We start from the raw sequence: 24904 nt of genomic DNA on the forward strand, positions 1-24904 counted from the left end.
GGTTAGCGGATCAGATTGAGATCCTGCACCCCCGAATCAATATGGTTGGCCCAGAAGGCAACGCTCTCGGCGATATCCGCGACCACCTGACTGTCGGTGGGTTCGCGCTCTTTGAAGCTGAGTTCCAGGCAAATTTCATTGTCTTGCGCGCCGCCTTTAGCAAACGCGTCAAGCAGCGGAGCCGGTTGGATTCGACCGCCAGTATTATACTGTAATGTAAACGGCCTGTGCCCGCCTTTATCCAACATACTTTGTTTTATATGGATAATCGGCGAATAACGCGGCACTGCTTCAGCCCAGGCATAGGGATCGTAATCGCGTGGATCGGCAGAGGTAACATCACCGTGATCGATATCTGCCATCATCCACAAAGGTATCGCCAGGTTTTCCCCACTCAATCGTTGCTGTAAAGCCATACAGGCTGGCAGAGTCTCGCCAAACTCACGGCCCACGCTCATTGGCTCCCAGAACAGATAAGATAAACCGGCGGATTTCGCATGTTCAGCCAATTCTGCCCAGCAGTCGATGGCAATATCGATCATCTGCTCGCGACGGGCGATATCGTTAAAGTCTTTATAAGTAAAAATGGCGAATTGCGAACCCACCGCGTCACCGCCAAGCTCAGCGGTAATATCCGCGAACGTTTTAAACCAGTTAACGTAATAGCGTCGAACATCCGCATCGGGATGACCAAAGTGATTCAGCCTGCCGTAAGGGCCGGTCATACCCGATGTGATGCGAACACCCGTTTCGTTCATTGCCTTTTTCATGCGGCGCGTCATCTGCATGATGGTTGACGCCTCCCAGCTGGGATTAATAAATTCATGCGTAAGCTGTAAATCCCGCACGCGAATTTGCTGTGCGACGGTATGAATCAAATCTTCCGGATCGGCAAAGCGATTCACCAGTGGATTAGTATTGAGTGAAAGCGTCAATGGCATGATCGGCTCCTTATCCTACGTTAACACGCAGCGGTTCAGGTGACGTTGTCACAAAAGTGGCGTCAAACCATTGCGTAAAGGCTTGCTGCTGCTCAGGGCTGAGATGCAATTTATGTTTGGTGCGGCGCCACATCACATCTTCAGCCTGCTGCGCCCACTCTTTCTCAACCAGATAGCGCACTTCGGCTTCATAAAGTAATCCGCCAAAATGGCGACCAAGATCGGCTATCTGAATGGAATTACCGACAACCTGAGATAACCGTGCACCATAGAGGCGAGCATAGTGTTTGCGTAACGCTTGAGGTAGCCACGGATATTGCGCTTTGACCTGCTGTAGAAAACCCTCGAAGTCCGCGTTGGCGATTTCACCGCCGGGCAAGGTGGCGCCGCGTGTCCAGTTTGGTCCCATCGTCGGGAAGAAAGGCGCCAGTTTTTGCATCGCATGTTCAGCAAGTTTACGGAAGGTGGTGATTTTGCCGCCAAAGACGTGCAGCAGCGGGGCATTTTGCTGATCGTCCAGATCAAAAACGTAGTCGCGCGTGACCGCAGATGGATTGCCTTTGCCATCATCAAACAACGGCCGCACACCAGAAAAACGGGTAATAACATCGCTGGGCGTGAGCTTCACTTTAAAATAGCGATTAACGACATCAATAAGATATTGCTGTTCAGTATCATCAGCCGTGACGGCTTCAGCTTTGCCTTGCCACGGAATATCGGTAGTGCCGATCAGCGCTTTGTCACCTTCATACGGATTGATAAAGATGACGCGTTTATCACTGTTTTGTACCAGGTACGCCTGCTGTCCTTCCCAGAATTTAGGCACGATGATGTGCGAACCCTTGACCAGCCGCACGCTTCGGCTGCTGCGGGTCTGCGTGACCTGATTCACGATATCCAACACCCAAGGACCGGCAGCATTGACCAGCACACGCGCTAAAACTGTCCGCTGCGCGCCGCTGGCTTCATCCTGTAAGGTAATTTGCCATTTTCCTTCCAGCCGCTTCGCTGCAAGGCAGCGCGTGCGAGGAAGAATGGTGGCACCGCGCTCGGCAGCGTCTAAAGCATTCAGCGTAACCAGACGCGCGTCATCAACCCAGCAATCTGAATACTCAAACCCTTTTTTATATTGATCGAGCAGCGGTGCGCCTTCGGGATCGCGAGCCAGATTTAACGAACGCGTGCCGGGTAACTTCTGGCGTCCTCCAAGATGGTCATACAGAAACAAACCAAGACGAACCAGCCAGGCAGGGCGATCGTTCGGACTGTGCGGCAAAACAAAGCGCATCGGCCAGATAATATGGGGCGCAGAGTTCAGCAAAACTTCGCGTTCAATCAACGCTTCACGCACCAGACGAAATTCGTAATATTCGAGGTAGCGCAGGCCACCATGGACCAGTTTGCCGGAGCGTGATGAAGTCCCTTGCGCCAGGTCATCTTTCTCACACATCATCACTGACAATCCGCGCCCAGCCGCATCACGGGCAATGCCTGCACCATTGATACCGCCGCCGATGACAAATAAATCCAGTAGATTTTCACTCATGATTCACTCCTTTATGAAGGCGTCAGGCTTGGCCAAACGCATTCAGCACGCGGATTACTGTTTCAGTTGATGCCAGACCGAGGGCAGATCGCTGCGGATTTGTTGATAGCTGGCGAAAAGATGTTGATAGCGCGCGACCAACTCTGCGGGTGGCGCTTCCGGAGGATCAAGCAGAGGCGTTACCCAGGTTTCCACGCAGCGCTGCATGGTGGGATAAGCACCGATTGCCACCGCTGCCATCATCGCGGCGCCTGCCGCGCCAGCTTCCTCTCGACGACTGCTGCGTACCGGCACACCAATGCAGGCTGAAAGGATCTGGCGCAGGTGTGCAGAACGTATAGCGCCACCGGTCAAACGCAGCTCGCCGGGCAGTGCGCCGCCCATTGCCTGATAGCAATCGCGCGCGGCCATGCCGATACCCTCAATAACCGCCCGAACCAAGTCACCAAACTGGTGGTTGTAGCTCAGCCCAATAAAACTGGCGCGCGCTTCAGAATTCACAAATGGGCCGCGTTCGCCTGCGATGGAGATATACGGGTGATAAAGCAAGCTGCCGGGTTTGGCTTCGCTCAGCCAGCGATCAATGTGTGCCACTAAACGGGCATGATCGGCTTCGCAACCAAAACTGTTAAGTAAATCGCTGGCGACTTTGAGCAACCAATCGAGATTCAACGTTGAGGCCATATTGGTTTGCACCTGCGTGACATAACCGGGCCATGGCAAAGGGATGACATAACCGGTCTGCGCAGGGTTGAGCCAAACATCGTCAATGGCGACGGCACGCAGATGAACGCCGGTGGAGCCCACAATCGAACAGGCGGTATTGGCTTCGCCGGTATGGACGCCCGCACCCAGCGCGGTCATGGCCATATCGACATAGCCCAAACAAACAGGTGTGCCGACAGCTAAGCCGGTCAATGCAGCAGCTTCCCGAGTAAGCGGATGGGTAATTTGTGTGCCATCAATAATCTCTGGCAACAAATCTCGGCGATGTTCCAGCCCCAGCGCGGCAATCACCGTGTCGTCATAGCGCTGATGACGGAAATTACCAAACGTAAAGCTGGCTTCAGAAGGATCGGTGGCGCGCACACCCGTGAGGTTAAGATAAAGCCAGTCTTTGCAGTGCAGCGCCACTTCGCAGTGCTCAAGCAACGCGGGAAAGTGGCGATCCATGTGCGCAAGTTGTGATCCCTGCTGACAAGTATTTAGTCCGGTTCCCGTGGCGTTAAAACGTGCGCCAGCAAGCGCCGAGTGATTCAGCTGCTCAACCGTTGATGCCGCACGCGCATCCAGCCAAATCCAGGCGTCACCAATGGGTTGATTATCGGCACCCACCAACCAGCTTCCATCCCCCTGAGCGGTAACCGCAATCGCCACCACGCGGGCGTTCAGGTTCTCTACGTGTTCGCCCAGCTTGCGCATGGCATTCACTGCGTCTTGCCAGGTTTGCGTCATGGATTGCTGCGCCGCGCCGCCTTCACCACGGTAATAGGTGTTGCGCACTGAGGCGCAGGCGAGTTGCGTACCTTCAAGATCAAACGCCACCGCTTTTACTACGGAAGTACCCGAATCCAGACCCAGAATAATGTCGCGATTATCCATGCATGCCTCCAGGCCTTTGCCGCAGTCGATCGCTGTTAAGAGAAGTGATGTTCATTGCCATCCCGCTTTAAAGGTGCTGACACACTCTGTAGTGGTGTTAACAGCATGTGATTTTTTTGCTAATTAAATTCATACACCACATCTCACTGAGATAACACTTCATTTGTATTATTTTGCTGACTAGACAATATATTTCATTTGAATTAGCGAGGAAGATCACGCTTTTCAGGCGGGTAACGAAATGTGATCGCGGCTACGTTTTATTATTTATACTTATAAAACAGTGAATTAATCTCATTTTAATTTTAGGTTGTGCAAATAAGCGATCCAGATCTCTCTCTGCAAATAAAGCGTTGGCAACTGTTGACAATTTAGTCACATCAGAACGATTCTCTTCACAGTAGTTATCATATTTATAACATTTAAGGCGACGTATATCGCCTGTTGAACAGCCTGAGAGGTCAACATCATGTCCGATGTCTCTACACTTACGAGCCAACTTTCCCGCCGCCGCTTACGGCGCTACAGCTTTATTAGTCTCGCCGTCATCGTGGTGATCGGTGCAATGGCATTGGACACCAAAGTGGTCAAAAAAGGCTCAGCTGACGATGTGCAAGAGCAGGCTTTTTCGCCCGACAGCTACGGCAGCAAACACTTCCCTGATATTCAGAAAGACGTTGCTGCGCGAGCCATTGATGCCAAAACACTGGCAGAAGCCTTGCTGGCTAATCAGCAAGAAGCGGCGAAAAAATATGGCGTGGGTTCACCACTTCCGGTGATGTCGGTGAAACTGGAAGGCGTGGTAGAGCAAGGAAAAATGGGCATTTACGCGTTGAAAGTGGCCGATATGCCACAAGGGATACAGGTAAGGATGCAAACTGGGCCAGCCATTACCGGTACCGATCTGCGTGATGCAACGGGCAACATTCAGTTTGGCGATTTCACTAACCAAATCGAGTATCAGAACGCGGGTTCAGCGATTAACCGCGCGATGAAAACCGCCGTGTTAGACAAAGTCGATAACGCTGCCTTAACCGGTAAAACCGTGCAGGTGGTGGGCGTATTTCGTTTACTCAATCCTAAAAACTGGATGATCACGCCGGTTAGTCTGGAGGTGAAATGAGCCCGTTTAACGTTAATCCCGCGCTGTTGAAAGGCGAAGTAATCCTTGAGGCTCGTAACGTGAGCAAGGTTTACGGCTCTACCCACGCGCTGAAAGGCGTCAATTTTGAAATTCGTCGTGGCGAAGTCACTACGCTGTTTGGTGAAAATGGCGCAGGCAAATCCACCTTAATGAAGATCCTGTCTGGGGTAATTAATCCCAGCGCGGGTGACATTGTGTTGAACGGCGAACGCAAAGTGTTTCACTCCGCGACTGAAGCGCGTGATTGCGGGATTTCGATTATTCATCAGGAGTTGAATCTCGCACCAAATATGAATGTGCGCGACAACATTTTTATTGGGCGTGAAATCATGAAACCTGGCGGCGTGAACTACGCCGAAGAGGCACGTGTAACGCGCCATCTGATGGAGGCGCTTGAAGAAGAAATCGATCCGCTCACGCCGGTTGAAAATCTTCGACTCGGTCAACAGCAAATTGTTGAAATTGCGCGAGCATTGTCCGTGAACTCACAAATTTTAATCATGGATGAACCCACGTCTGCATTAAGTGCTGCTGAAGTTGAAGTGCTGTTTCAGGTGATTCGCGATCTGACCAGCCAGGGCGTAGCGATTGTTTATATCTCTCACCATCTTGAAGAAGCACTCGAAATTACCGATCGGGCCGTTGTGCTGCGTGATGGTGTCATGACCGCCTATGCCAAGCGCGATGAAATTGATCTTGAGTGGATCGTGCGCAACATGGTGGGCGACCATTTTGATTTGGGCGCGCCGCCGCAAGGCTACGACTTTGGCTCTACCGCGTTGGAAGTGAAAGATCTCACGGTGAAAGGCAAAGCGGGCATCAAGCTGGTGGACAACCTTTCTCTGAATGTCCGTGCGGGTGAAATCGTCTGTATATACGGATTAATGGGGGCAGGCCGCACGGAACTCATGGAGTGCGTGGCAGGGCGGTTACGTCAGGCCAGCGGCAGCATCTTTTTAGGCCGCGACGATGTTTCAGGTCTGACCATTTCACAACGCATCGCCGGCGGCTTGGCCTTGGTGCCAGAAGATCGTCAGCGAGACGGTTTGGTTCAAACCATGACGGTAGGAGAAAACATCTCTCTCGCCAGTATCAGCGAGTTTGTGCGTGGGCTGGTGCTGTCGACGCGCCGTGAAAAACAGCTGGTTAGCGACAGCATCCGTAACGTGACGGTGAAAACTTCCGGCGGCGAGGCGGCAATTGGCTCGCTGTCGGGTGGCAACCAACAAAAAGTGGTGATTGGCAAAATGCTGGCCACCCGTCCCAAAGTGATCCTGCTGGATGAACCCAGCCGCGGCATTGATATCGGTGCGAAAGCGGAAGTCTTTCGGCTGCTGGCGGACAACGCCAAAAAAGGACTAGCGGTGGTTTATACCACCTCCGAAGTGGGCGAATGTTTGAGCATTGCACATCGAATTGTGGTGATGAGCAAAGGGCGGATATCAGCCATCTTCGATTCCAGCGTAACAAAAGAACGCATTATGGCCGCTTCAGGCGAATCACTGGTGGCATGACGATGAAAAACGGAGAAAAACCCATGACTGACAGAACTCAAATATTGAGCGCAGCACCGCCTGTCACTAAAAAAGCGAGTCCGTCTAAAGGCACGAATATTGCCCGCTTGCTGTTGGAAGGCCGCGCCTTTATTGCTTTGCTGATTATTATCGCGACCTTTTCCTTGCTCTCACCCAACTACTTTACCGGCGCAAACTTTTTAACCATGGCCTCTCACGTTGCCATTTTCGGCTTGCCGGCAATTGGCATGCTGCTGGTGATTTTGAATGGCGGAATTGACCTCTCGGTGGGATCGACGCTGGGCCTGGCTGGCGTGTTTGCCGGCTTTTTGATGCAAGGCGTGAACTTAGAGGCGCTGGGCGTGGTGCTTTATCTGCCGGTGTGGGCCGTGGCGGTTCTGACGCTGGCGATGGGTGCATTAGTGGGATTGGTCAACGGTATTTTAATTGCCTGGTGCCGTGTACCGGCGTTCGTCGCGACGCTCGGCTCACTGTATGTCGCACGTGGCGTGGCACTGCTGATGACCAACGGCCTGACCTATAACAAATTATCGGGCAGCGAAGCGCTCGGTAATACCGGTTTTGACTGGCTGGGCTTCAATCGCATCTTCAACATTCCGGTTGGCGTATTAGTGCTGGGCGTGGTGGCGCTGGCCTGCGGCTTCTTGCTGAGTCGTTCGGCGTTTGGTCGCTGGTTATATGCTTCTGGCGGCAACGAACGTGCTGCGGACTTGTCCGGTGTGCCGGTGAAGCGCATCAAAGTCAGTGTTTATGTGCTTTCAGGCATTTGCGCTGCGATGGCCGGATTGGTGCTCTCTTCGCAGCTGACTTCTGCAGGCCCAACGGCGGGTACCACCTACGAATTAACAGCGATTGCTGCCGTGGTCATTGGTGGCGCGGCGCTGACCGGTGGACGCGGCAATGTGCGCGGCACGCTTCTCGGTGCATTCGTCATCGGTTTTCTCTCAGATGGACTGGTAATTATCGGCGTTTCTGCTTACTGGCAGACGGTATTTACTGGCGCAGTTATCGTGCTGGCTGTGTTGCTGAACACCCTGCAATACGGTCGACGCGGAAGATAGATCTCACTCGCTGCGGCGTTCTCGTCCGTAGCGAGAGTGAATCCGTATACCTGTACCCCAATAATAACGGAGCAATAACATGTTTAATAACAGCAAACGTTTCATTCTGGCAGCCGCCGCTGTCGCAGTCACCGCTTTTGCTACACCCAGCTGGGCCGATAATGGGCTGATGACCATCATCGTTAACGATCCTTCCAATCCTTATTGGTTAACGGAAGGGCAAGTCGCGCAGAAGGCCGCAGAAAAGCTGGGCTATAGCGCCAAAGTCAGCGCGCACAAGGGTGATACCAACACCGAGAGCCAGCTTATCGATACCGCGATCACCAACAAATCAAAAGCGATCATCCTCGATCCCGCGAATGCGGACGGTTCAATCGGTTCGGTGAAGAAAGCTATTGCGGCCAATATCCCGGTATTTGTGATTAATGCCGAGCTTAACCAAAGCGGTTTAGCCAAAGCGCAATTGGTGTCAAACAATGCGCAGGGCGCGGCAGTGGGTGCAATGGAATGGGTAAAACAAGTCGGGGACAACGCAAGCTATGTTGAGCTAGTTGGCCCACCTTCAGATAACAATGCCGCCACCCGCGCCAACGGTTTTGAAACGGTGTTAACGCAATATCCAGACTTAAAACAGGTCGGTAAAGAAGTGGCGAACTGGGACCGCACGCAAGGCTTTAATAAAATGCAGTCGCTGCTGCAGGCGAACCCCACTATTAAAGGTGTTATCAGCGGTAATGATGAAATGGCATTAGGTGCTATTGCGGCATTAAAAGAAGCGGGCAAGCTGAATCAAATTAAAGTCGGTGGCTTTGACGGTTCGCCGGATGCGGTTGACGCAGTGAAAGCGGGCACGTTGGCTTATACCGTCATGCAACCTGTTGCGCAGTTTGCACAGAAAGCGGTTGAACAAGCCGACAGTTTCTTGAAAACCGGTAAAACCGGCGCGGCTTCTGAGAAGCAACTTTTCGACTGCGTATTGATTACTAAAGAAAACGCCGACAAGTTTGTATCACCTTTTGTTTTATCTGAGTAAGTGTGCGAACGAAGTTATTGGGCGCTGCGGCGCCCTTTTTTATCGCACATCACTATTTGCTAAATAGTCGATTCGGCGGTGTAATTGGGTCCGAAATGGCATTTTCCTCTCATAATCTCGGATGAACTATGGCGCAAAACCCGCAGGATAATTCTCTCGGCGTATTTATGGCAGAAACGTTACCCAGCGACAGCCGACAAGCACGGCAACTGGCGCGACGCCAACTGATTGCGGAAGCCGTAATGGCCGCAGGCGCCATCCGTATTGAAGAGTTAACCGAGCGCTTTGGCATCAGCCTGATGACCGCGCATCGTGATATAGATGAAATGGTAGAGCGTGGCTTGTTGCACAAATCACGCGGTGTGGTTTCAGCAACCCCAACCAGCTTGGTTGAATCCAGCGATATCTATCGAGCAACGCGCCAACTTGAGGAAAAGCAGGCGATTGCTGAAGTGGCGGCGGGTTATCTTGAAACTGGGCAGGCTATTTTTCTTGATGATTCCACGACCGTACTGCAAATGGCGCGCTTTCTCCCTGCTAAAGCCCCTTTGACCGTGATTACCAATTCGCTGACGTTAATGAGTGAGTTGAAAAATGTGCGCGACATTACGCTGTTGGGCTTGGGGGGGCAGTTCCATAACTGGTGTAACGCCTTTATGGGCCGGATGACACGCAAAGAGATTGCCAGCCTGCGTGCTGACATGTTTTTTGTCAGCATGTCGGCTATCACCGACGACACCGTGTTTCACCAGTCAGCAGAAACGGTTGAAACCAAGCGCGCCATGTTTGAATCCTCGCAGAAACGCGTTCTGATGATGGATAACACTAAGTTTGAACGTCGGGCGCTGCACAGTTTTGCGCATTTAAGCGAGTTTGATGTTGTCATTGTTAACCAAGGTACGCCGGTGCCGATTTTACATCGCCTGCAAGATTTGGGGGTAAATGTGGTTATCGCGCCGTTAAAAATGCCTGCTGTTCGCAAAACCGCTGAAGATTAATATTCACTTTGTTGCCTGTTCACTGCGCCTTGATGGGGTGAACAGGGCTAATCATCAACAACTTACGATCACTTTACACCGCCATGCTGTAAAAGTTTCAGCTTATATAATTGCTTAAAAAAAATACTGGATATTTAAACAGGTGATTGTATAATATTTCTACTGCCTGCCGGGTAATTGTGTAAGTAAGTGGATGGTGATGCCTATGATGATGTTGACAGAAAACCTCAATTCGCTGGATCAATCGGTCACGATGAGCAGCCGTGAAATTGCCAAAATGACAGGCATTACGCACGGTGAAGTGAAACGTCTGATAAAAAGTCTCGAAACCGCGCAGCGTCTCTCTAATCCCATAATGGTTAACCTTTATGAGAGGGAAGGAGAAATGCGTCAGGAATATTGCCTGAACAAGCGAGATTCTTTACTGGCGGTTGCCCGTCTCTCCCCAGGATTTACAGCTGAAGCGCTGGATCGCTGGCAAGAGCGCGAAAAAAGCGCCCATTTACCAGACTTCACTAATCCTGCTGCTGCTGCGCGTGCATGGGCTGAGCAATTTGAACAGCGTCTGGCTGCTGAACAGAAACTGGCACTTTCCGCCCCAAAGGCTGAATTTTTCGATCGCTTCATTGAAGTGGATGATGCGCTAGGTTTTCGTCAGCTTTGTAAAATGCTGAAGGCGAAAGAACCTGAGTTCCGTCAGTTCTTGCTGGAACGCAACATTATGTATCGCGCTAATGGCGTGCTGACTCCGCAGCATTACCATCTTCAGGCGGGCTATTTCACACTGCATTCCGGTGTAGGTGAAAATCAGCATGCATTTTCGCAGGCTCGTTTTACCGCCAAAGGCGTGAAGTGGGTTGCCAGCTTGTGGGCAGGGCATATCGCTTTGCAGACTAAAGGCGCGGCAGCATAACGCGTTATTCAGGATTGATGGCGACATTGCGCTAAACAACGGCATCCCCAACGGCAGGTTGAGGATGCCGTTGCTATTTAGAACGTATATGAGAGGTTTACTGAGTAACTGCGTGGTTCACCGTAAACCGCATAATCACTGAGATAAGCGTAGTAAGTGCGGTCAAACAGGTTGTCGACGTTCGCCTGAACCGCTAACTGTTTGTTGACCTGATAACGGGCAAACAGGCTCGCCAGCGGATAGCTTCCCTGATAAACGCGTGCCGCTTCGCCGTTGGCATTGGTGGTGTCCTGGAAGGTACGGTTTTGCCAGTTTACGCCACCGCCAATGGTCAAATCGGGCACCATCGGTAATGCGTAGCGGGTAAACAACTTGAACGAAGTCTGCGGGAGTTGGCTGTTGAAACGACCGGTTGAATCTTTCGCGACGTAGCGCGTGGCACCGAAGGTCAATTGCAGGTTATCGGTCACTGCACCATTCAGCTCAAATTCCGCACCTTTACTCACTGCCCCTTTGGCGGCGTAATAGGCCTGTTCACTGGAATTGTTAACATGTCTATCGCCATCTTCCTGGCCTACGTTGTCTTGCTCAATGCGGAACACCGAAAAAGTAGACGTCAGACGACCATTAAACCAGTCTGATTTCAGCCCGGTTTCATAATTTTTACCGGTAACCGGCGAGAGATATTTGCCGCTGCTATCACGATAGGTTTGTGGCTGGAATATTGAGGTATAGCTGGCGTAAGCCGACCATGTGTCGTTGATGTCATAAACCAATCCGCCATAAGGGGTGATGTTGTTTTTACGCACGTTGCCGCTGCTGCCCACGCTGCTCCATTGCGTATAACGTGCGCCTACAATCAGTGATAACGGATCAGCCAGAGAGAAGCGAGCCGCCGTGTAAGCAGATTTTTGACGCACCACATCATCAGCGTTCAGATACCATTCACCCCAGCTGGGTTCGGCAACATCACCATTCCATCTGTTCGTTACGCTGCCCATCTGCTCTGTTTCAATCGGGCCGTCTGAGCTGTACGTTGTATTGTGCTGGCGACTGTAACTGACGCCAGCAACCAACTCATGCTGACGGCCGAACAGTTCAAACGGGCCGGTTGCGTATGTATCAATGGCGTCGACCTTGCGCGTGCCGCGATCTTTACTGCCAAATCCACTGGTCCCTTCGCCCGTATCGATATCCGGGAAACCTTCAACATACAGCAGTTTATCGTTAAACTGCTGCTCGCCGTGTGTGCCATTCACGCGCACGCTCCAGCCGTTATCAAAATTGTGCGTCACGTTAGCAAAGACTTTGCGCGACTCAATGTTGTAATCCGTCCAGTCAGTTGACACGCTGCTATGGCGATCATAGTGAGTACGCGCACCGTTGCTGTACCACGTCGGCAATCCGCCCCAGGTTGGGTTGCCAGTATTGCTTTCCTGATAGTCGTAACCCACTGACAACGTGGTGTTATCTGTGACATCCGCATCAACCACGCCATATAAAAACTTTTTCGTTTTATGGTAGCGATCAACCCAGCTGTCCTGATCTTGATAACCGGCCACCACGCGGCCACGAACCGTGCCTTCTTCGTTCAAGGGTCCAGAAACATCCGCCACGTAGCGTTGCTTGTTCCAACTGCCGTAGCTGGCGCTGAGATTACCGGTAAATGTTTTACTGTCTGCGTGTTTACGTACCATGTTGACGGAAGCAGAAGGGCTGCCAGCGCCTGTCATCAGGCCGGTTGCGCCACGCACCACTTCGATACGGTCGTAAATCGCCGTGTCTTCTGCCGCATCACCAAAGTTCCAGGTATCACTGACTGAGCTTGGAATGTCATCAAAGGTGTAATCGGTGATCTCGAAGCCGCGTGAGTAGTAACTGGAACGTTCACTATCAATAAGGGAAGTGGCAATGCCGGTGGTGTTATCCAACACATCACCCACAGATTGCAGGTTTTGATCTTCCATGCGTTGCTTGGTGATCACACTGATTGATTGTGGAACGTCGCGCGGCGTAAGCAGCATTTTGGTGCCAGCACGCGTAGTTTTCACTGCGTAATCTTGCTGCTCGTGGCTGACATCATCGGGACTTGCGTCAGCATCCACCACGAGATCAGGTTGTGAAGCGTCGCTTGAAGCTGCTTGCGCCGCGACAGGCGCAAGCAATGCGTGAATCGTTAAGGCTAATAAAGAGAGCGTAAAACCTTGTTTAATGCTTGATGCACGCTGGTGTTGACCTTTTTTCCTGCAATCAAAATCCATATCACTTCCCTTAAGGAATGTTCATTTTATTCGCGTTGCAGTTTCACATCCCTAAACCCTGGCCTATGCAGAAAAGCGCATTGTGAGAGAGAACAGAACTGCAATGATGAGAATGCGGATGATAATGATTTACTTTTGGTTCGTCGCGGGAAAGTTCAACGAGGAAATGTAACAAGCCATTTCTTCAAGGCGTGATAGCCAACTTATCTACGTTGTTGTTTATAAAACTTTTTGATCAGGAAGGATGCGCGAAGCATTAGCAGATTCAGGATGAGCAGAATTTGTTCATACAAAAAAATGTGGCTCTGGTTGTTAACAAACACTGGATTTACTTAGTATTTGGTAATGCGTATGATTCGCATTCTTTGTCGGCGAGACGTTTGCGCATCGACCTTACCAAAGTCGTTTTTCCATTGATGGAGTTCATTTTGAAAATGTTTATCAGCTCGCGCAAAGCCGCGTTAGCCGTGGCGACCGTTGCTGCTTTCAGTCTGACTGCGTGCCAAACACCCGCAAAAAACAACAAACCCGCAGCCTTCGCTGAGACGACAGTAAAGCCAGCTGAGGCCCACATTTCCCAACGTGTTATTGGGGACGGGCTGTATGAAATGACCTATTCATCTGCCGCCAACGCGCTGTTTGTTGCCAGTGCCCAAGGGTTTAAAGATGTTAACGGCGGTATGCTTTATCGTCTCGATCCCGCCACTCTGGAGACCAAAGGCGAAACGCATACCGACCTGAAAAATTTTGCGATGGCGGTAGAGCCAGACGGCAGCCTGTTTTATGTCACCAATACGTTGGATGGTGGCATCTCCAAAGTGGATGCGAAAAGCGGCAAAGTCTTACAGCGCCTGATGTTCAGTGAAAAAGACAAAGATGGCGATCCCATGGGTGCGCGTGAAATCTTCCTACATCAAGGGCAACTGTATATTGGTGGCGTAAGCGATCCGGCGGTGATTTGGGTGGTTGATGCCAAAACAATGACCCTGAAAACGCGAATCAAAAATGCAGGTAAATGGGTGACAGGCATCACGTACTCACCGGTAACAGATCGTATTTATGCAGCAACCGGTGGCGGCGTTATTCAGGTTATTAATCCGCACACGCACAAGATTGTAAAACGCTGGGCTCCTGACGACGGTAAAGAATATCTGTTCGTCAATCTGGCAGAAGATCCGGCGACCGGGCGTCTGTTTGTGACTGATGATTCCAAAGCCAAAACCACGCTGGTATTTGATGAGCACAGCGGCAAGGTGATCAAACGTATTTCAGGTGATGCATTAGGGATTAAATTTAATGCCAAACGCAATGAAATTTATATTAGCCAACGCCAGTCGAAAAAAGTGCTTCAACTGGATGCGACAACCTACGCTGTGAAAAACAGCTGGTCATTCGAAAGCCATCCCAATAGTTTGCTGGTTTCCGAAGATGGGCAAACGTTGTATGTGTCTGTTAAGCAGGATTTTAACGAAGACAATTCAACTAAAGGTCCAGACAGTGTGGCGCGTATTAATCTGAAATAAGCCTAAGAAAGGTGGCAGGTGATGAAACTTGCCACCTTTTTGCCGTGCTTAAAGCGCAGAAACAGACTCAACGCTATGCTGAAAAACATAAGGATCAGAAAGCAGCGCAAACTGTTCGTCGTCCTGATAGGTAACGGCGACATGATAATCCTCGCCTGCAAAGGCTTTTACCGCCTCTATATCTCTCCAGTAAGTCGCCAGAAAGAAATGTTCCCAGTCGCCCTGTGTTTCACGTCGAACAAAGGCGCCTAAATTTCCTGGTGTGTTTTTAGAATGTTCAACGCCCGTCAACGCTAAATGCCTTGCAAAGCCTTCTGCATGATGTAGCGGAACGCATCCATGCCAGGTTCTGACAATCATCTTTTTCACCCTCTTGGTGTTCTACACCGGAACCGCCGAAAATTCCGGCCCGTTGTTTTTAGTGATCTTTCGACACTTCAATGACTCCATCAGCAATACCCTTTTTCAGCCTTTACATCCATTTTGCAAAGCGAAAATATCCAGGGTATTGCAGGCAAATGTAGTCCATCTGGACTTTTGAAGCGCTGTCTATCACCCGTTTAAAGACATCTATATAGTCATAACAGCCTTGCAATAACTGAGCAGCGCCATTTCTGTCAGGGCAAAGTGGATAGCATAATCATGAACTATATTCGCCAGCTGTCGCTGTTCCGAGGTTAAATCGATCATTTTCTCTCCTCGGTAGTCTCAGAGGAGACATCTACCTCATTTCCTTCGTTATCAGGCACAACAACGATCGTTCCATGAATCACGATAGATAATATTTCCTTCCGTATACTTCCAGGTAATCGCCTCATAACGCAATTCGAGTGTTTCAAGATGGGTGCTGCTCATGCCATTAGGGGCAAGGTAAGGGGAAACCGTCGTGATTTTGATGTTTTCCAGAATGATATTGAAATACTCGTCCTCAATGCCCGATTCCAGAATACGGTACATCTTGATTGTCGCCTTCTTCATGGTTCGACCTTCACAGACAGCGCGGTACAGGAGTGGTGTTGTCTGATCAAACTCCTTCACTATCGTGATAGGGCGGTGAACTCGCGTGCCTGTCAGTTTTCCCCAGCTCGGATCCACAGGAATAGTTACACCGTGGGAGAATGATTTTAACTCGATAGACCCCTAGCGCAGTGGCATTAAACAACTGCCAACAATCGGAGAACCATTTTCATCTTCAAGCCATAAATGTGCGGGTGTAGACATGTAATTTCCTTATAAATAAATTTTAGATAATGCTAACGTTTGGACTTTACAATTTCATAGATCGATAAAATAACCATCAAAAACACAAAAAATAAGGGTATAAGCCAGATTGGGCTGTCCGGGAATAACAAATCCTGAACCAAAGCGAATATTATTGTCAGCACTGCCGGGCTATAATCCGAAATCAATGACCTGACTATCCGACTGAAAAACCTTTTAATAATGTTCATCATTATTATCGAATCATCCTGGTAATGATGTCTGCAATTTCACTATCCGATACCCATTGTGCTTTAAACGCCTCAGCCCGCTTAGCCTGCAAATAAGTGATAACTTGATTGCTGTAGTACATAACCGCTCCTTGTTCATTTTCATTAAATCCAGTTTTTCATTTTTCCCACGGGAGAGCGCTGTGTATTCCGATGATTCCGGCCAGTGATTCCCTCTGTTATCAGGCACAACAACGATCGTTCCATGTATCACGATAGATAATATTTCCTTCCGTATAGTTCCAGGTAATCACCTCATAACGCAATTCGAGCGTTTCAAGGTGGGTACTACTCATACCGTTAGGAGACAGGAATGGCGCAACCGTTGTGAACTTGACGTTTTTCAGAATGATATTGAAATACTCTGCCTCATTACCTGATTCCAGTATTCGGTACATCTTGATCGTTGCTTTTTTCAGTGTGCGGCCTTCACATACGGCGCGATACAGAATAGGTGTAGTTTGGTCAAATTCTTTCACTATCGTGATCGGGCTATGAACGCGTGTTCCGGTAAGTTTGCCCCAGCTGGGATCTACTGGAATGGTTACACCATGCGAAAATGATTTTAATTCAATGGAACCCAAACGCAGGGGCATTAAACAACTGCCAACAATCGGCGATCCGTTTTCATCTTCAAGCCATAAGTGGGCGGGTGTAGACATACTATTTCCTTATAAATAAATTTTAGGTTTACTCGTTTTAAGAAGTTACCATTTCACATATCGACTAAAAATATATATTACAAAGACAGCGAACACCGGTATAAACCAAAGCGGGACAGCAGGAAAAAAATTTATCTGCACCAGCGCATATGTAATTATTATTGCCTGAGGAGCATAAAGGCCGACAAGAGACGTAAACACTCGCTTAAAGAATCTTTTAATAAGGCTAAACATCGTTATCGAATCATCCTGGTGATAATGTCTGCAATATTTGTCTCTGATTCTGAGTACGTAAACGCCCCTGCGCGCTCAAGTAATACAGCGCACGCGTTGCACCTGCGCCGATCGTTTCAATCTGATTTGATACAGCTTTTCCTACGCCCGCTAATTCATGGTCGAGCTTTAGTGCGAGAATTTTATTAGCCTGCAAATAATTGATGACTTCATTATTGTTGTACATAACCGCTCCTTGTTCATTTTCAGTAAGTCCAGTTGTTCATTTTTGCCCACGGCAAAGCATCCGGTAAACAGTAGGTCGTGAAACGGGAAATAATTCAGCCAAACCGCTGATTGAATATTCGCCGCTTCCGTGCATCCTGCAAAGCGCTTTTTGCTGCTTATCAGACAATTTTGGTATTTCCCTCGCAGTTTCCCTTTTGTTCATGCGATGGCCATACCTTCGCGGGTACGCAGCCGTATCAGGTCTCCTTCAAACTTTGAAAGGTAATATATTGAACGTTGCTTTTTTCAGTGTGCGGCTTTCACATACGGCGCGATACAGAATAGGTGTCGTTTGGTCAAATTCTTTCACTATCGTGATCGGGCTATGAACGCGCGTTCCGGTAAGTTTGCATCAGCTGGGATCTACTGGAATGGATACACCATGCGAAAATGATTTTAATTCGATGGAACCCAAACGCAGGGGCATTAAACAACTGCCAACAATCGACGATCCGTTTTCATCTTCAAGCCATAAATGAGCGGGAGTAGACATGTAATTTCCTTATTAGTGATGATTTAAATAAATGTGATATTCACGCTTTCACCATTTACAGTAACGCGTAAAAATAACAATCATAACTATGGCGAATACGCCTATAGGCCAGACAGGGCTATCAGGGAAAAAATACCCCTGAAGCAGTGCGAAAATAATCGTGAGAATCACAGACCCGTACAGCGATGATAAAAACCTGAGTTGCCACAGTAGAAATTTCTTTAGTGATTGAATCATGGTTATCGGATCATCCGAGTGATGATGTTTGCTATACCGGAATCAGACGACTATTGCGCTTCAAGTGTGCCCGCGTGCTCGAATACCGGTTCAATCAGGAAATACATTATTTCCGGTTGTTCCATGTGATGAATCATGACAATCATGTCATGGCGAGAATCAGCGATATACCGTTCCCTGTACTGGAAATTACATATGAACAGTACCGCCACCTGGCATCACTGCTCACGACCAATGACTGTATCACCGATGCCATAGAGGCCCTGACGGTTTTTCCACTCTATTCGTTTGATCCAGAGACGCTTTATGGTGCCGTTGACGGACAGAAGCTGGCCTGGCAGCACATTTTGCTGAATGGGCATTATATCTTCCAGAACAGCAATGAAATTATTGATCTGGATGTGCTGGTCGCCGGGCTGAAACTGGGGAAACGGAAATTTCGGTGGTTCCGGCGTAGAACCCCTTTGGTGTTAAATGAAATTTCACAACAACATGATGTAAAAAAGCCGACACAGTGCGTATCGGCTTTAAGAGGGTTATCAGCTAAAGATTATTCTTTCAGTGATCAGTCAGAACGGATCATCCACGAAGAATGACGACCGAAGGCCGCTCTTTAAACGTTTCCAATTTAAGAGTGTCTTCCAGCAACAGCGCTTCTCCGTTGAGAACATTGTGATAGTGCCGGTTGGCAAGCTGTTCAGGCAAAGCGATCTCTGTCTCTGCCCAGTGCTCTATGTTCGGCTGCATAAGTCCTTGCTCAATGCCTTTGAAGACGAGGCGAGGGACGATGACAATGAGCGCATCGTCGCCGTCAAGGCGCGCAAAGGCCAACGCGTGTTCCGCTTTTTTACCTTTGGCGATCAGCGGCAAATAGTCACCCTGACGAAACAGCGTTGGTGTTTCCTGACGACAGCGTAACAACGTTGCAATCACGTGTTGTTTTAGCTCACCGCTGAACACGCTTTGCTCAGTGAAAGCACTCAGCTTCTGATCAACGTTTAGCTGCTGCTCTAGCGTGGCGAAATCGGGTTCGCGCCGATTGTCCGGATCAACAAGGCTGAAATCCAGCGCCTCACAGCCTTGATAGATATCAGGCACGCCCGGCGCAGTGAGTTTTATCACCGACTGCGTCAGGCTGTTAACTAAACCCGCGCGAATGAAAGGCTGCATAGACGCGCTAAAATCCTTCAGGAAGGCTTGATTAGCGGAAGCGAGCAGGTGGCGTGCATAGTCGAGCACTGCTTTTTCATAGGTTTCGTTGCCATCGCCCCAGTTGGTGCGACGTTTCGCTTCCCGCAACGCTTTTTCTACATAAGCCAGAAACCGCTTCTCAAGCGCCTCCAGGCCAGCGTTATCGTCTGGCTGCAGGATAGCAGGCCAAACGCCAGCCAGCGCCTGATACAGCATCCATTCAACCGCAGGTTCCGGTGCGGCTCCATCATCAAGCTGGCTAACGTTGGATTGATTCAGCTGGCGCCAACGGGCGACGCATTCTGCCCACAGCTCAGGCGCTTCGGTTAGGGTATAAAGCCGCGCCCGCGCATCTTCGCCGCGTTTAGTGTCATGCGTTGAGGTGCTTGAAAGTGCATCTGGCTGACGTTCCAGCCGCGTTTTCATCTCAGCATGAAAGTGATCAGGCGAGAAGGCGCGTGGCAACGGTTCTGCACCCACTTCATTCAACGCCAACGACATGTTTTGACGATAAAACAGCGTATCTTCTACTGATTTCGCCATCAACGGTCCCGTTAACTGCTGGAAACGGATACGAAAGTTAGCCGCCTCGCTTAAGGCTTCTTCAGCGATCTCGCCAGTAAGAATATGGGTCAGGAAATCGAGTGCCTGAGGATCGGGTGCGTTGACGCTGGTTTTAACTTTCTCGACCACCTTTTGCAGCCTGTCCTGGCTGGCTGGCGGTAGCGATTGCTTCGTACCATAAGTGCGATAAACCGGGAAAGCCACTAACAGCTCGCGCAGGGCGGATCGTACGGCTTTCTCCTCTAGCGTGAGTTTTGCAGTTTCTGCTATTGATAGGGCGAGGGTGAGTAGCGTGGTAAATTCGCCCTCGAAATTCTTGTCCGCCATCAGAAGCTTTGCTGCACGCAGTTCAGCCTCCATATCAACCGGCTTGCCCACGACATCAACATACGCTTTACGCAAGGCGGTGAGCTTTTCGCCATCCACCAGCGCGTGGGAAAGTGAGGCAATAAATTCGTAACCGGTTGTGCCAGAAATGGGCCAATCATCGGGTAGGTGTTCACCTTCGCCAAGGATCTTCTCGACCGTGATGTAACAGTCAGCGCCAGCCTCCTGACGAAGCAGATCAAGGTACGCCTTGGGATCAGCCAAACCATCCACATGATCAACCCGCAATCCATCGACTGCGCCTGTATGAACCAGTTCAAGTATCAGCCGATGCGTATCATCAAAAACAGCTTTATCTTCAACCCGCACGCCGACCAACCCGGTGACTTCAAAGAAGCGTCGATAGGAAAGGTCACGCGGCGCATCACGCCATGACATTAATCGATAAGGCTGCTGTTCATGGAGTGTGGCGATTTCTGCCTTGTCAGTAAGTTGCAAAGTCTCTGACTCGCGACCTTGCCAGGTTTCGTGGGCGAGAGGAAAAAAGTTTTCATAGTAGGCGAAGCTTGGATTACCGGTTTTCGGATCGGGTTTTAGCGCGATTTCGCCGTTTTCCAGCACCGTCTCAAAGGTATCGCCAAGCACCGGTAAGGTGAGTCGCCGCGACCAATTAATATCAAAATGTTGTGCGTAGCGGCTGTTTTCACCTTTTTCAATAACATCATGCCACCAGGCATTTTCCAGCGAGGCGGCCATATGATTCGGGACAATATCGATAATCAGCCCAATATCAGCCGCTTTTAACGCTTTTACCAGGCGGTCAAAACCTGCGCGGCCGCCAATAGCAGGCTCAATTTCATTCGCATCGGTCACGTCATAGCCGTGAGTGGACTCCGATGTCGCGGTGAAAATTGGCGAAGCATAGAGATGGCTGATGCCCAAGCGTTTTAAGTAGGGGACAAGACCCGCAGCACGATCAAAGGTCATGCCATTGCGAAACTGAATTCGATAAGTGGCGGTTGGTATCTTCACGCTGCGTCTCCCGAAGCCAGGCGGACAATGATTGAATTTGGCGGCAGTTCCGTTTCAGCTTTCGGCCAGGCGAAAAGGATCTGGCCGGGTTGTTCGGGAAGCGGCTGGGATTGCTCGCCAATATTGAACGCGATCGACAACGTGCCATTCGGGAAAGTCCAGGTTACAGCGACTAACCCTTTTGCGGTTTTCACAACGTTGCCGGACTCACCGCCCGCAGTAGAAAGCAGCGGCACAATATGTATCTGGCGCAACGCCAATAACTCACTGGTCAGCGCCAGCCACTTTTTACCCGCTTCGCTGTCTGGTTTCTGCCAATCCAGCTTCGACATTTCAAACGTAGTCTCGGCATTTGGATCGGGCACGCTTTCCCCTTCATGGCCTGCATGTCCCTGAAATTCTCTTGCGCGGCCTTCACGCACGGCTTTGGCGAGATCGCCGTGAAAATCGGTAAAAAACAGGAAAGGATTTGTTTCACCATACTCTTCACCCATAAACAGCAGCGGGATGTGCGGCGACAGTAACAGGGATGCCAACAGGATTTGTGTGCGTTCAGCGCCAGCCAATTCAATCAGCCTTTCGCCCTGAGCACGGTTGCCAACCTGATCGTGATTCTGGATAAAGTCTACAAAAGCGACCGGTGGTTGGCCGCTACTTTTTACACCGCGCTTTTCGCCCGACTGTGCTGAAATCTCACCTTGATAGGCGAAGCCCTCTGCCAGAACGCGTGCAACCAACTTTTCCGGTGCTTCGGCAAAATCTTGGTAATAGGCGTGGGTTTCGCCCGTAGCCAGGACATGGATAGCATTGTGAAAATCATCGTTCCATTCGCCGGTAAACAGCGGAGCTGAACCCTCGTCATCGCGAGGATGCAAAAAGATAACGTTGCGGCTGTCCTCGGTCGTCAGATGAATGGGCCGGCTGGTTATTTCTGCCCGAATACGTTCGGCGATTTCAATCAGCACATGCTTCTCAGAGGTATCTTCGATCTGATCGATGGCATCAAAGCGAAGGCCATCAAGATTATACTCTTTTAGCCAGTAGAGCGGCGCCTCCACCATATAGCGGCGGGCCGCATCAACATCATAAGCAATGCCAGCACCCCAAGGCGTCATGCGTTCTTTATGGAAGAAGTCAGGTGAAAGAAGCGGCAGATAATTGCCCTCGGGCCCAAAATGGTTAAGCACAATATCCAGCACCACTGAAAGGCCTTGTCCATGTGCTGCATCGACAAAGGCTTTGAAATCGTCCGGGGTGCCATAGGCGGAATGCGGTGCGTAAAGAAGTACGCCGTCATAGCCCCAGCCACGATTCCCGCCGAACTGCGAAAGCGGTAAAACCTCAAGCATGGTGATACCGAGATTGGCAAGATAGGGCAGTTTTTCGATAGCCGCGCGGAATGTGCCTTCCGGCGTAAAAGTGCCGAAATGCATTTCATAAACCACCGTTTCTTCCCACGGACGTCCTTTCCAGTCACGGTTTTGCCAGCTGTATTGGGAGGGATCAATCACCAGGGATGGGCCGTTGACCTCGGCCTTTTGGGCGCGAGAAGCGGGATCGGGTACCACAGTTCCGTCAGCGAGAACAAAGTTATACTCCGCGCCAGGTGAAACGCCGCTGGCCTGCAATTCAAACCAACCGTCGCCGACGGGATTCATCGACTGGTCTTTGCCCGAAAGCCTGAGCGTGACATTGTCCTGACCTGTCGCCCACAGGCGAAAGCGAACGGTATCTGCACCCACATATTCGGCGCCCCAACTTTTAGTAAATGATTTTGACTCCATGCGATTGCCTCTTTATATGCAGATGTAAGCAAAAGACGACATCACGCGGTTGTCGTTCCGCTGATGCAAGCGTCATTAGTCAGAGCAGCTACGCGCGATCTGTATGCCGAAATTGGTCAGTAAAATCCGGTTCAATGGTTCGGCTATAGGCAGCATACGAAGAATAATCATAGACTAAGATGCAGGAAGTAAAATGCTGTGCTGGCAGAGGTAAAGCCAACGGTATGTCAACACATCAGTAGCATCGCGGGATCAGTGTCGGGCCCTTATCTGTGTTCTTTTGGCGGCAGAAACAGCATGAGCAAGGCGAGTGAAGCGAATCCGATGAGCGTAGGCGCAGCGCCAGCCTGGGCATAGAACAGACCAAAAATTGCGGTGCCTGCAATCTGTCCTAATGCCAGCATGAAGAAGGCAACGCCCACTCCTGCAGCGGGTGAATCTTTCGTTATTGAAGCGCCAACAACCAGCAAGACACCCGATAACGTGACGTAACCTGCGCCACCAAGCGCGACAGCAGGATATAGCCAGCCTGAAAAGGTGTGGCTTAATGCCAATAAAAGCAGCGGAGTCGCCATAGAGAGTTGAGAAAGGCGGTAAATTTGTTTCATGCTGAGGTAACGCGCTGCGGGCCCGGTCATAACACCGGCTATTCCTGCGGCTCCGCTCACCAGCCAAAGCAGACTGCTAAGGTGTGGGTTCACGCCAAGATGATTACGCAAAATATCCGGGCCAAAATTCCACCATGCTGCACTGCTCATGCCGCTGATAAAGGCAATGATGATCAGACATTTCATTGGCGCGCGTAAAAGCCATTGATGTCCACGGTTATGATCTGGACTGGCCTTCAGTCGCTCGGCGGGAAGATAGCGAATCGCAGGTAACAGACATAAAACCGCCATTACGCCAAAGACCACGCAAGCGATGCGCCATCCGCCAGGTACAAAGGCCAACACTGGCACTGTCAAAATAATGCCTGCGCCTGTTCCTGCGTTAATAACCGTGTTTACCATCGCCTGTTTATTTTCAGCGACGGTGCGCGTAACAGCACTGGCAAGGGAAGGCGATGCCAGTCCTGAACTTAATCCAGCAATGAAAAGCCCGCTGGCTAACATAACGGGAGAGTGTGAAGCAGCGAGCAACAGCATTCCCGCAGCTGCGCACAGGGCGGCGATGACGGCAGGTAATCGTGGACCGAAGCGTGAAACCAAAAAAGAAGCGCCGACCACCGAAAGGCAATAAGCCAGATAACTGCATGCAGCAATAACGCCGGATAACCGTGGTGTAAAAGGAATGTCCTCTGCGATTGAAGGCATCATAAGCCCCCATGAAAACCGGGCCATGCCGTAGGTTACGGCTATCAACGAAAAGCCGGTGATCCCTAGCGCCAAAGACGTTCTCACTGCACTTCTCCGCTTTTTTTCATCAGCAGAGCAGCGGCATGACCTGCATCCAACGCGGCTTGCGAACCTGTTAACAGCGCTGTGGTAGAAGCCCCCTCAAACAAAATCCAAATCACATTGATCAGTGCCTCGCGGTTTACACCATGAGAGTGATTGATGCAGGCGGCGATGTAATGACGCAGCATATAGCGATAGTCCAATGCCAGCGCTGCCAGCGTCATGTCGTGCTCAGCATATTCAGCCCAGGCTTTGACAAAGAAGCACCCCTGAGCGCCGTTCTCATCCATCCACCGCTTCAGCTCTCGAAAAAGTTGGTCAATCGCTTCCACATGCTCGGCCGGATAGAGCGCTGAGAAAAAGCGGTTTTTACGCTGCTCCATCACAGAAGCAGTCAGGCTTTCGCGGGAGGGGAAATAGCGGTAAAGCGTACGCGTTGAGACGTTCGCTTCGCTACAGATATGGTCTGTGCTGGTGGCATGGAAACCGTTGTTGTAAAACAACCGCTCTGCTGCGCGTAAAATATCGTTTCTTTTGTCCATACTTTAAAAGTAAACCGATCGTTTTACTTTTGCCAGTTTAAAAAAGAATTTCGGTTTGGCGGCAGAGAACGTTGAAATGAAAAAGGGGCAGCGCTATTACTGCGCTGCCCCTTTTTTAGCCTAATTC

19 protein-coding genes and 4 pseudogenes are annotated in these 24904 nt (G+C 50.3%); 8 read left to right on the plus strand and 15 right to left on the minus strand.

What is annotated here, in order from left to right:
* Window positions 1–2: 2 nt before the first annotated feature.
* Genes MUG06_RS17330 through MUG06_RS17340 form a run of 3 tightly spaced genes read right to left on the minus strand, consistent with a single transcriptional unit; the run spans window position 3 to window position 4089 of the window.
* A complete protein-coding gene (locus MUG06_RS17330; RefSeq protein WP_243079395.1) occupies window positions 3–941 on the minus strand; it encodes a TIM barrel protein in 939 nt (312 codons plus the stop codon).
* A gap of 10 nt (window positions 942–951) precedes the next feature.
* The gene (locus MUG06_RS17335; protein WP_243079396.1) at window positions 952–2487 is read right to left on the minus strand and encodes a glycerol-3-phosphate dehydrogenase; all 1536 of its coding nucleotides are present in this window, start codon (window positions 2485–2487) and stop codon (window positions 952–954) included.
* A gap of 54 nt (window positions 2488–2541) precedes the next feature.
* A complete protein-coding gene (locus tag MUG06_RS17340) occupies window positions 2542–4089 on the minus strand; it encodes an FGGY-family carbohydrate kinase (protein WP_243079397.1) in 1548 nt (515 codons plus the stop codon).
* A 469-nt stretch (window positions 4090–4558) separates the two neighbouring features.
* Between MUG06_RS17340 and MUG06_RS17345 the strand changes: the two genes are divergently transcribed.
* The 6 genes from MUG06_RS17345 to MUG06_RS17370 all read left to right on the plus strand — a co-directional run bounded on the left by MUG06_RS17345 (window position 4559) and on the right by MUG06_RS17370 (window position 10773).
* Window positions 4559–5212 (plus strand): DUF2291 domain-containing protein, encoded by a 654-nt coding sequence (locus tag MUG06_RS17345; RefSeq protein WP_243079398.1) that lies wholly within the window; start codon window positions 4559–4561, stop codon window positions 5210–5212.
* Window positions 5209–6747 carry a sugar ABC transporter ATP-binding protein gene (locus tag MUG06_RS17350; protein WP_243079399.1) on the plus strand — a complete coding sequence of 513 codons (1539 nt, stop codon included), beginning with the start codon at window positions 5209–5211 and terminating at the stop codon, window positions 6745–6747. Before MUG06_RS17345 ends, MUG06_RS17350 begins: the two co-directional genes overlap by 4 nt.
* A gap of 23 nt (window positions 6748–6770) precedes the next feature.
* Window positions 6771–7829, plus strand: coding sequence for an ABC transporter permease (locus MUG06_RS17355; RefSeq protein WP_243079400.1), 1059 nt, complete (start codon window positions 6771–6773; stop codon window positions 7827–7829).
* Window positions 7830–7908: 79 nt separating this feature from the next.
* Window positions 7909–8862 (plus strand): D-ribose ABC transporter substrate-binding protein, encoded by a 954-nt coding sequence (locus tag MUG06_RS17360; protein WP_243079401.1) that lies wholly within the window; start codon window positions 7909–7911, stop codon window positions 8860–8862.
* A gap of 128 nt (window positions 8863–8990) precedes the next feature.
* Window positions 8991–9860, plus strand: coding sequence for a DeoR/GlpR family DNA-binding transcription regulator (locus MUG06_RS17365; protein ID WP_243079402.1), 870 nt, complete (start codon window positions 8991–8993; stop codon window positions 9858–9860).
* Between the two features lie 205 nt (window positions 9861–10065).
* Window positions 10066–10773 carry a phage antirepressor KilAC domain-containing protein gene (locus MUG06_RS17370; protein WP_215848405.1) on the plus strand — a complete coding sequence of 236 codons (708 nt, stop codon included), beginning with the start codon at window positions 10066–10068 and terminating at the stop codon, window positions 10771–10773.
* A 77-nt stretch (window positions 10774–10850) separates the two neighbouring features.
* On the opposite strand, the gene fhuE is transcribed toward MUG06_RS17370, so the two are convergent.
* Window positions 10851–13034, minus strand: coding sequence for a ferric-rhodotorulic acid/ferric-coprogen receptor FhuE (gene fhuE, locus MUG06_RS17375; RefSeq protein ID WP_243079403.1), 2184 nt, complete (start codon window positions 13032–13034; stop codon window positions 10851–10853).
* A gap of 428 nt (window positions 13035–13462) precedes the next feature.
* Between fhuE and MUG06_RS17380 the strand changes: the two genes are divergently transcribed.
* A complete protein-coding gene (locus tag MUG06_RS17380; RefSeq protein ID WP_243079404.1) occupies window positions 13463–14557 on the plus strand; it encodes a YncE family protein in 1095 nt (364 codons plus the stop codon).
* 48 nt (window positions 14558–14605) lie between these two features.
* Here MUG06_RS17380 and MUG06_RS17385 read toward each other — a convergent pair whose 3' ends face one another.
* From MUG06_RS17385 to MUG06_RS17410, 7 genes and pseudogenes are all read right to left on the minus strand, one after another.
* Window positions 14606–14917, minus strand: coding sequence for an antibiotic biosynthesis monooxygenase (locus MUG06_RS17385; protein WP_243079405.1), 312 nt, complete (start codon window positions 14915–14917; stop codon window positions 14606–14608).
* A gap of 112 nt (window positions 14918–15029) precedes the next feature.
* Window positions 15030–15247 (minus strand): annotated as a pseudogene (locus MUG06_RS17390) (arylsulfatase regulator).
* 51 nt (window positions 15248–15298) lie between these two features.
* Window positions 15299–15778 (minus strand): annotated as a pseudogene (tssD, locus tag MUG06_RS17395) (type VI secretion system tube protein TssD).
* A 32-nt stretch (window positions 15779–15810) separates the two neighbouring features.
* Entirely contained in the window at window positions 15811–16011 is a 201-nt protein-coding gene (locus MUG06_RS22855; RefSeq protein WP_332626813.1) for a hypothetical protein, read from the minus strand.
* 218 nt (window positions 16012–16229) lie between these two features.
* Window positions 16230–16709 (minus strand): type VI secretion system tube protein Hcp, encoded by a 480-nt coding sequence (locus MUG06_RS17400; protein ID WP_243079406.1) that lies wholly within the window; start codon window positions 16707–16709, stop codon window positions 16230–16232.
* Between the two features lie 244 nt (window positions 16710–16953).
* Window positions 16954–17169, minus strand: coding sequence for a hypothetical protein (locus tag MUG06_RS17405; protein ID WP_243079441.1), 216 nt, complete (start codon window positions 17167–17169; stop codon window positions 16954–16956).
* A 36-nt stretch (window positions 17170–17205) separates the two neighbouring features.
* Window positions 17206–17703: pseudogene (locus MUG06_RS17410) on the minus strand (type VI secretion system tube protein Hcp).
* A gap of 365 nt (window positions 17704–18068) precedes the next feature.
* Between MUG06_RS17410 and MUG06_RS17415 the strand changes: the two are divergent.
* A pseudogene (locus tag MUG06_RS17415) lies at window positions 18069–18275 on the plus strand (hypothetical protein); the annotation flags it as partial.
* A gap of 244 nt (window positions 18276–18519) precedes the next feature.
* Here MUG06_RS17415 and treY read toward each other — a convergent pair.
* The 4 genes from treY to MUG06_RS17435 form a co-directional block, all read right to left on the minus strand.
* A complete protein-coding gene (treY, locus tag MUG06_RS17420) occupies window positions 18520–21009 on the minus strand; it encodes a malto-oligosyltrehalose synthase (protein WP_243079440.1) in 2490 nt (829 codons plus the stop codon).
* Window positions 21010–21050: 41 nt separating this feature from the next.
* The gene (gene treZ / locus MUG06_RS17425; protein WP_243079407.1) at window positions 21051–22838 is read right to left on the minus strand and encodes a malto-oligosyltrehalose trehalohydrolase; all 1788 of its coding nucleotides are present in this window, start codon (window positions 22836–22838) and stop codon (window positions 21051–21053) included.
* 266 nt (window positions 22839–23104) lie between these two features.
* The gene (locus MUG06_RS17430) at window positions 23105–24238 is read right to left on the minus strand and encodes an MFS transporter (protein WP_243079408.1); all 1134 of its coding nucleotides are present in this window, start codon (window positions 24236–24238) and stop codon (window positions 23105–23107) included.
* The gene (locus MUG06_RS17435) at window positions 24235–24777 is read right to left on the minus strand and encodes a TetR/AcrR family transcriptional regulator (RefSeq protein ID WP_243079409.1); all 543 of its coding nucleotides are present in this window, start codon (window positions 24775–24777) and stop codon (window positions 24235–24237) included. The genes MUG06_RS17430 and MUG06_RS17435 overlap by 4 nt, the downstream gene beginning before the upstream one ends.
* Window positions 24778–24904 lie beyond the last annotated feature (127 nt).

The organism is Pantoea sp. MQR6 (assembly GCF_022761075.1).
Lineage (GTDB): Bacteria > Pseudomonadota > Gammaproteobacteria > Enterobacterales > Enterobacteriaceae > Pantoea > Pantoea phytostimulans.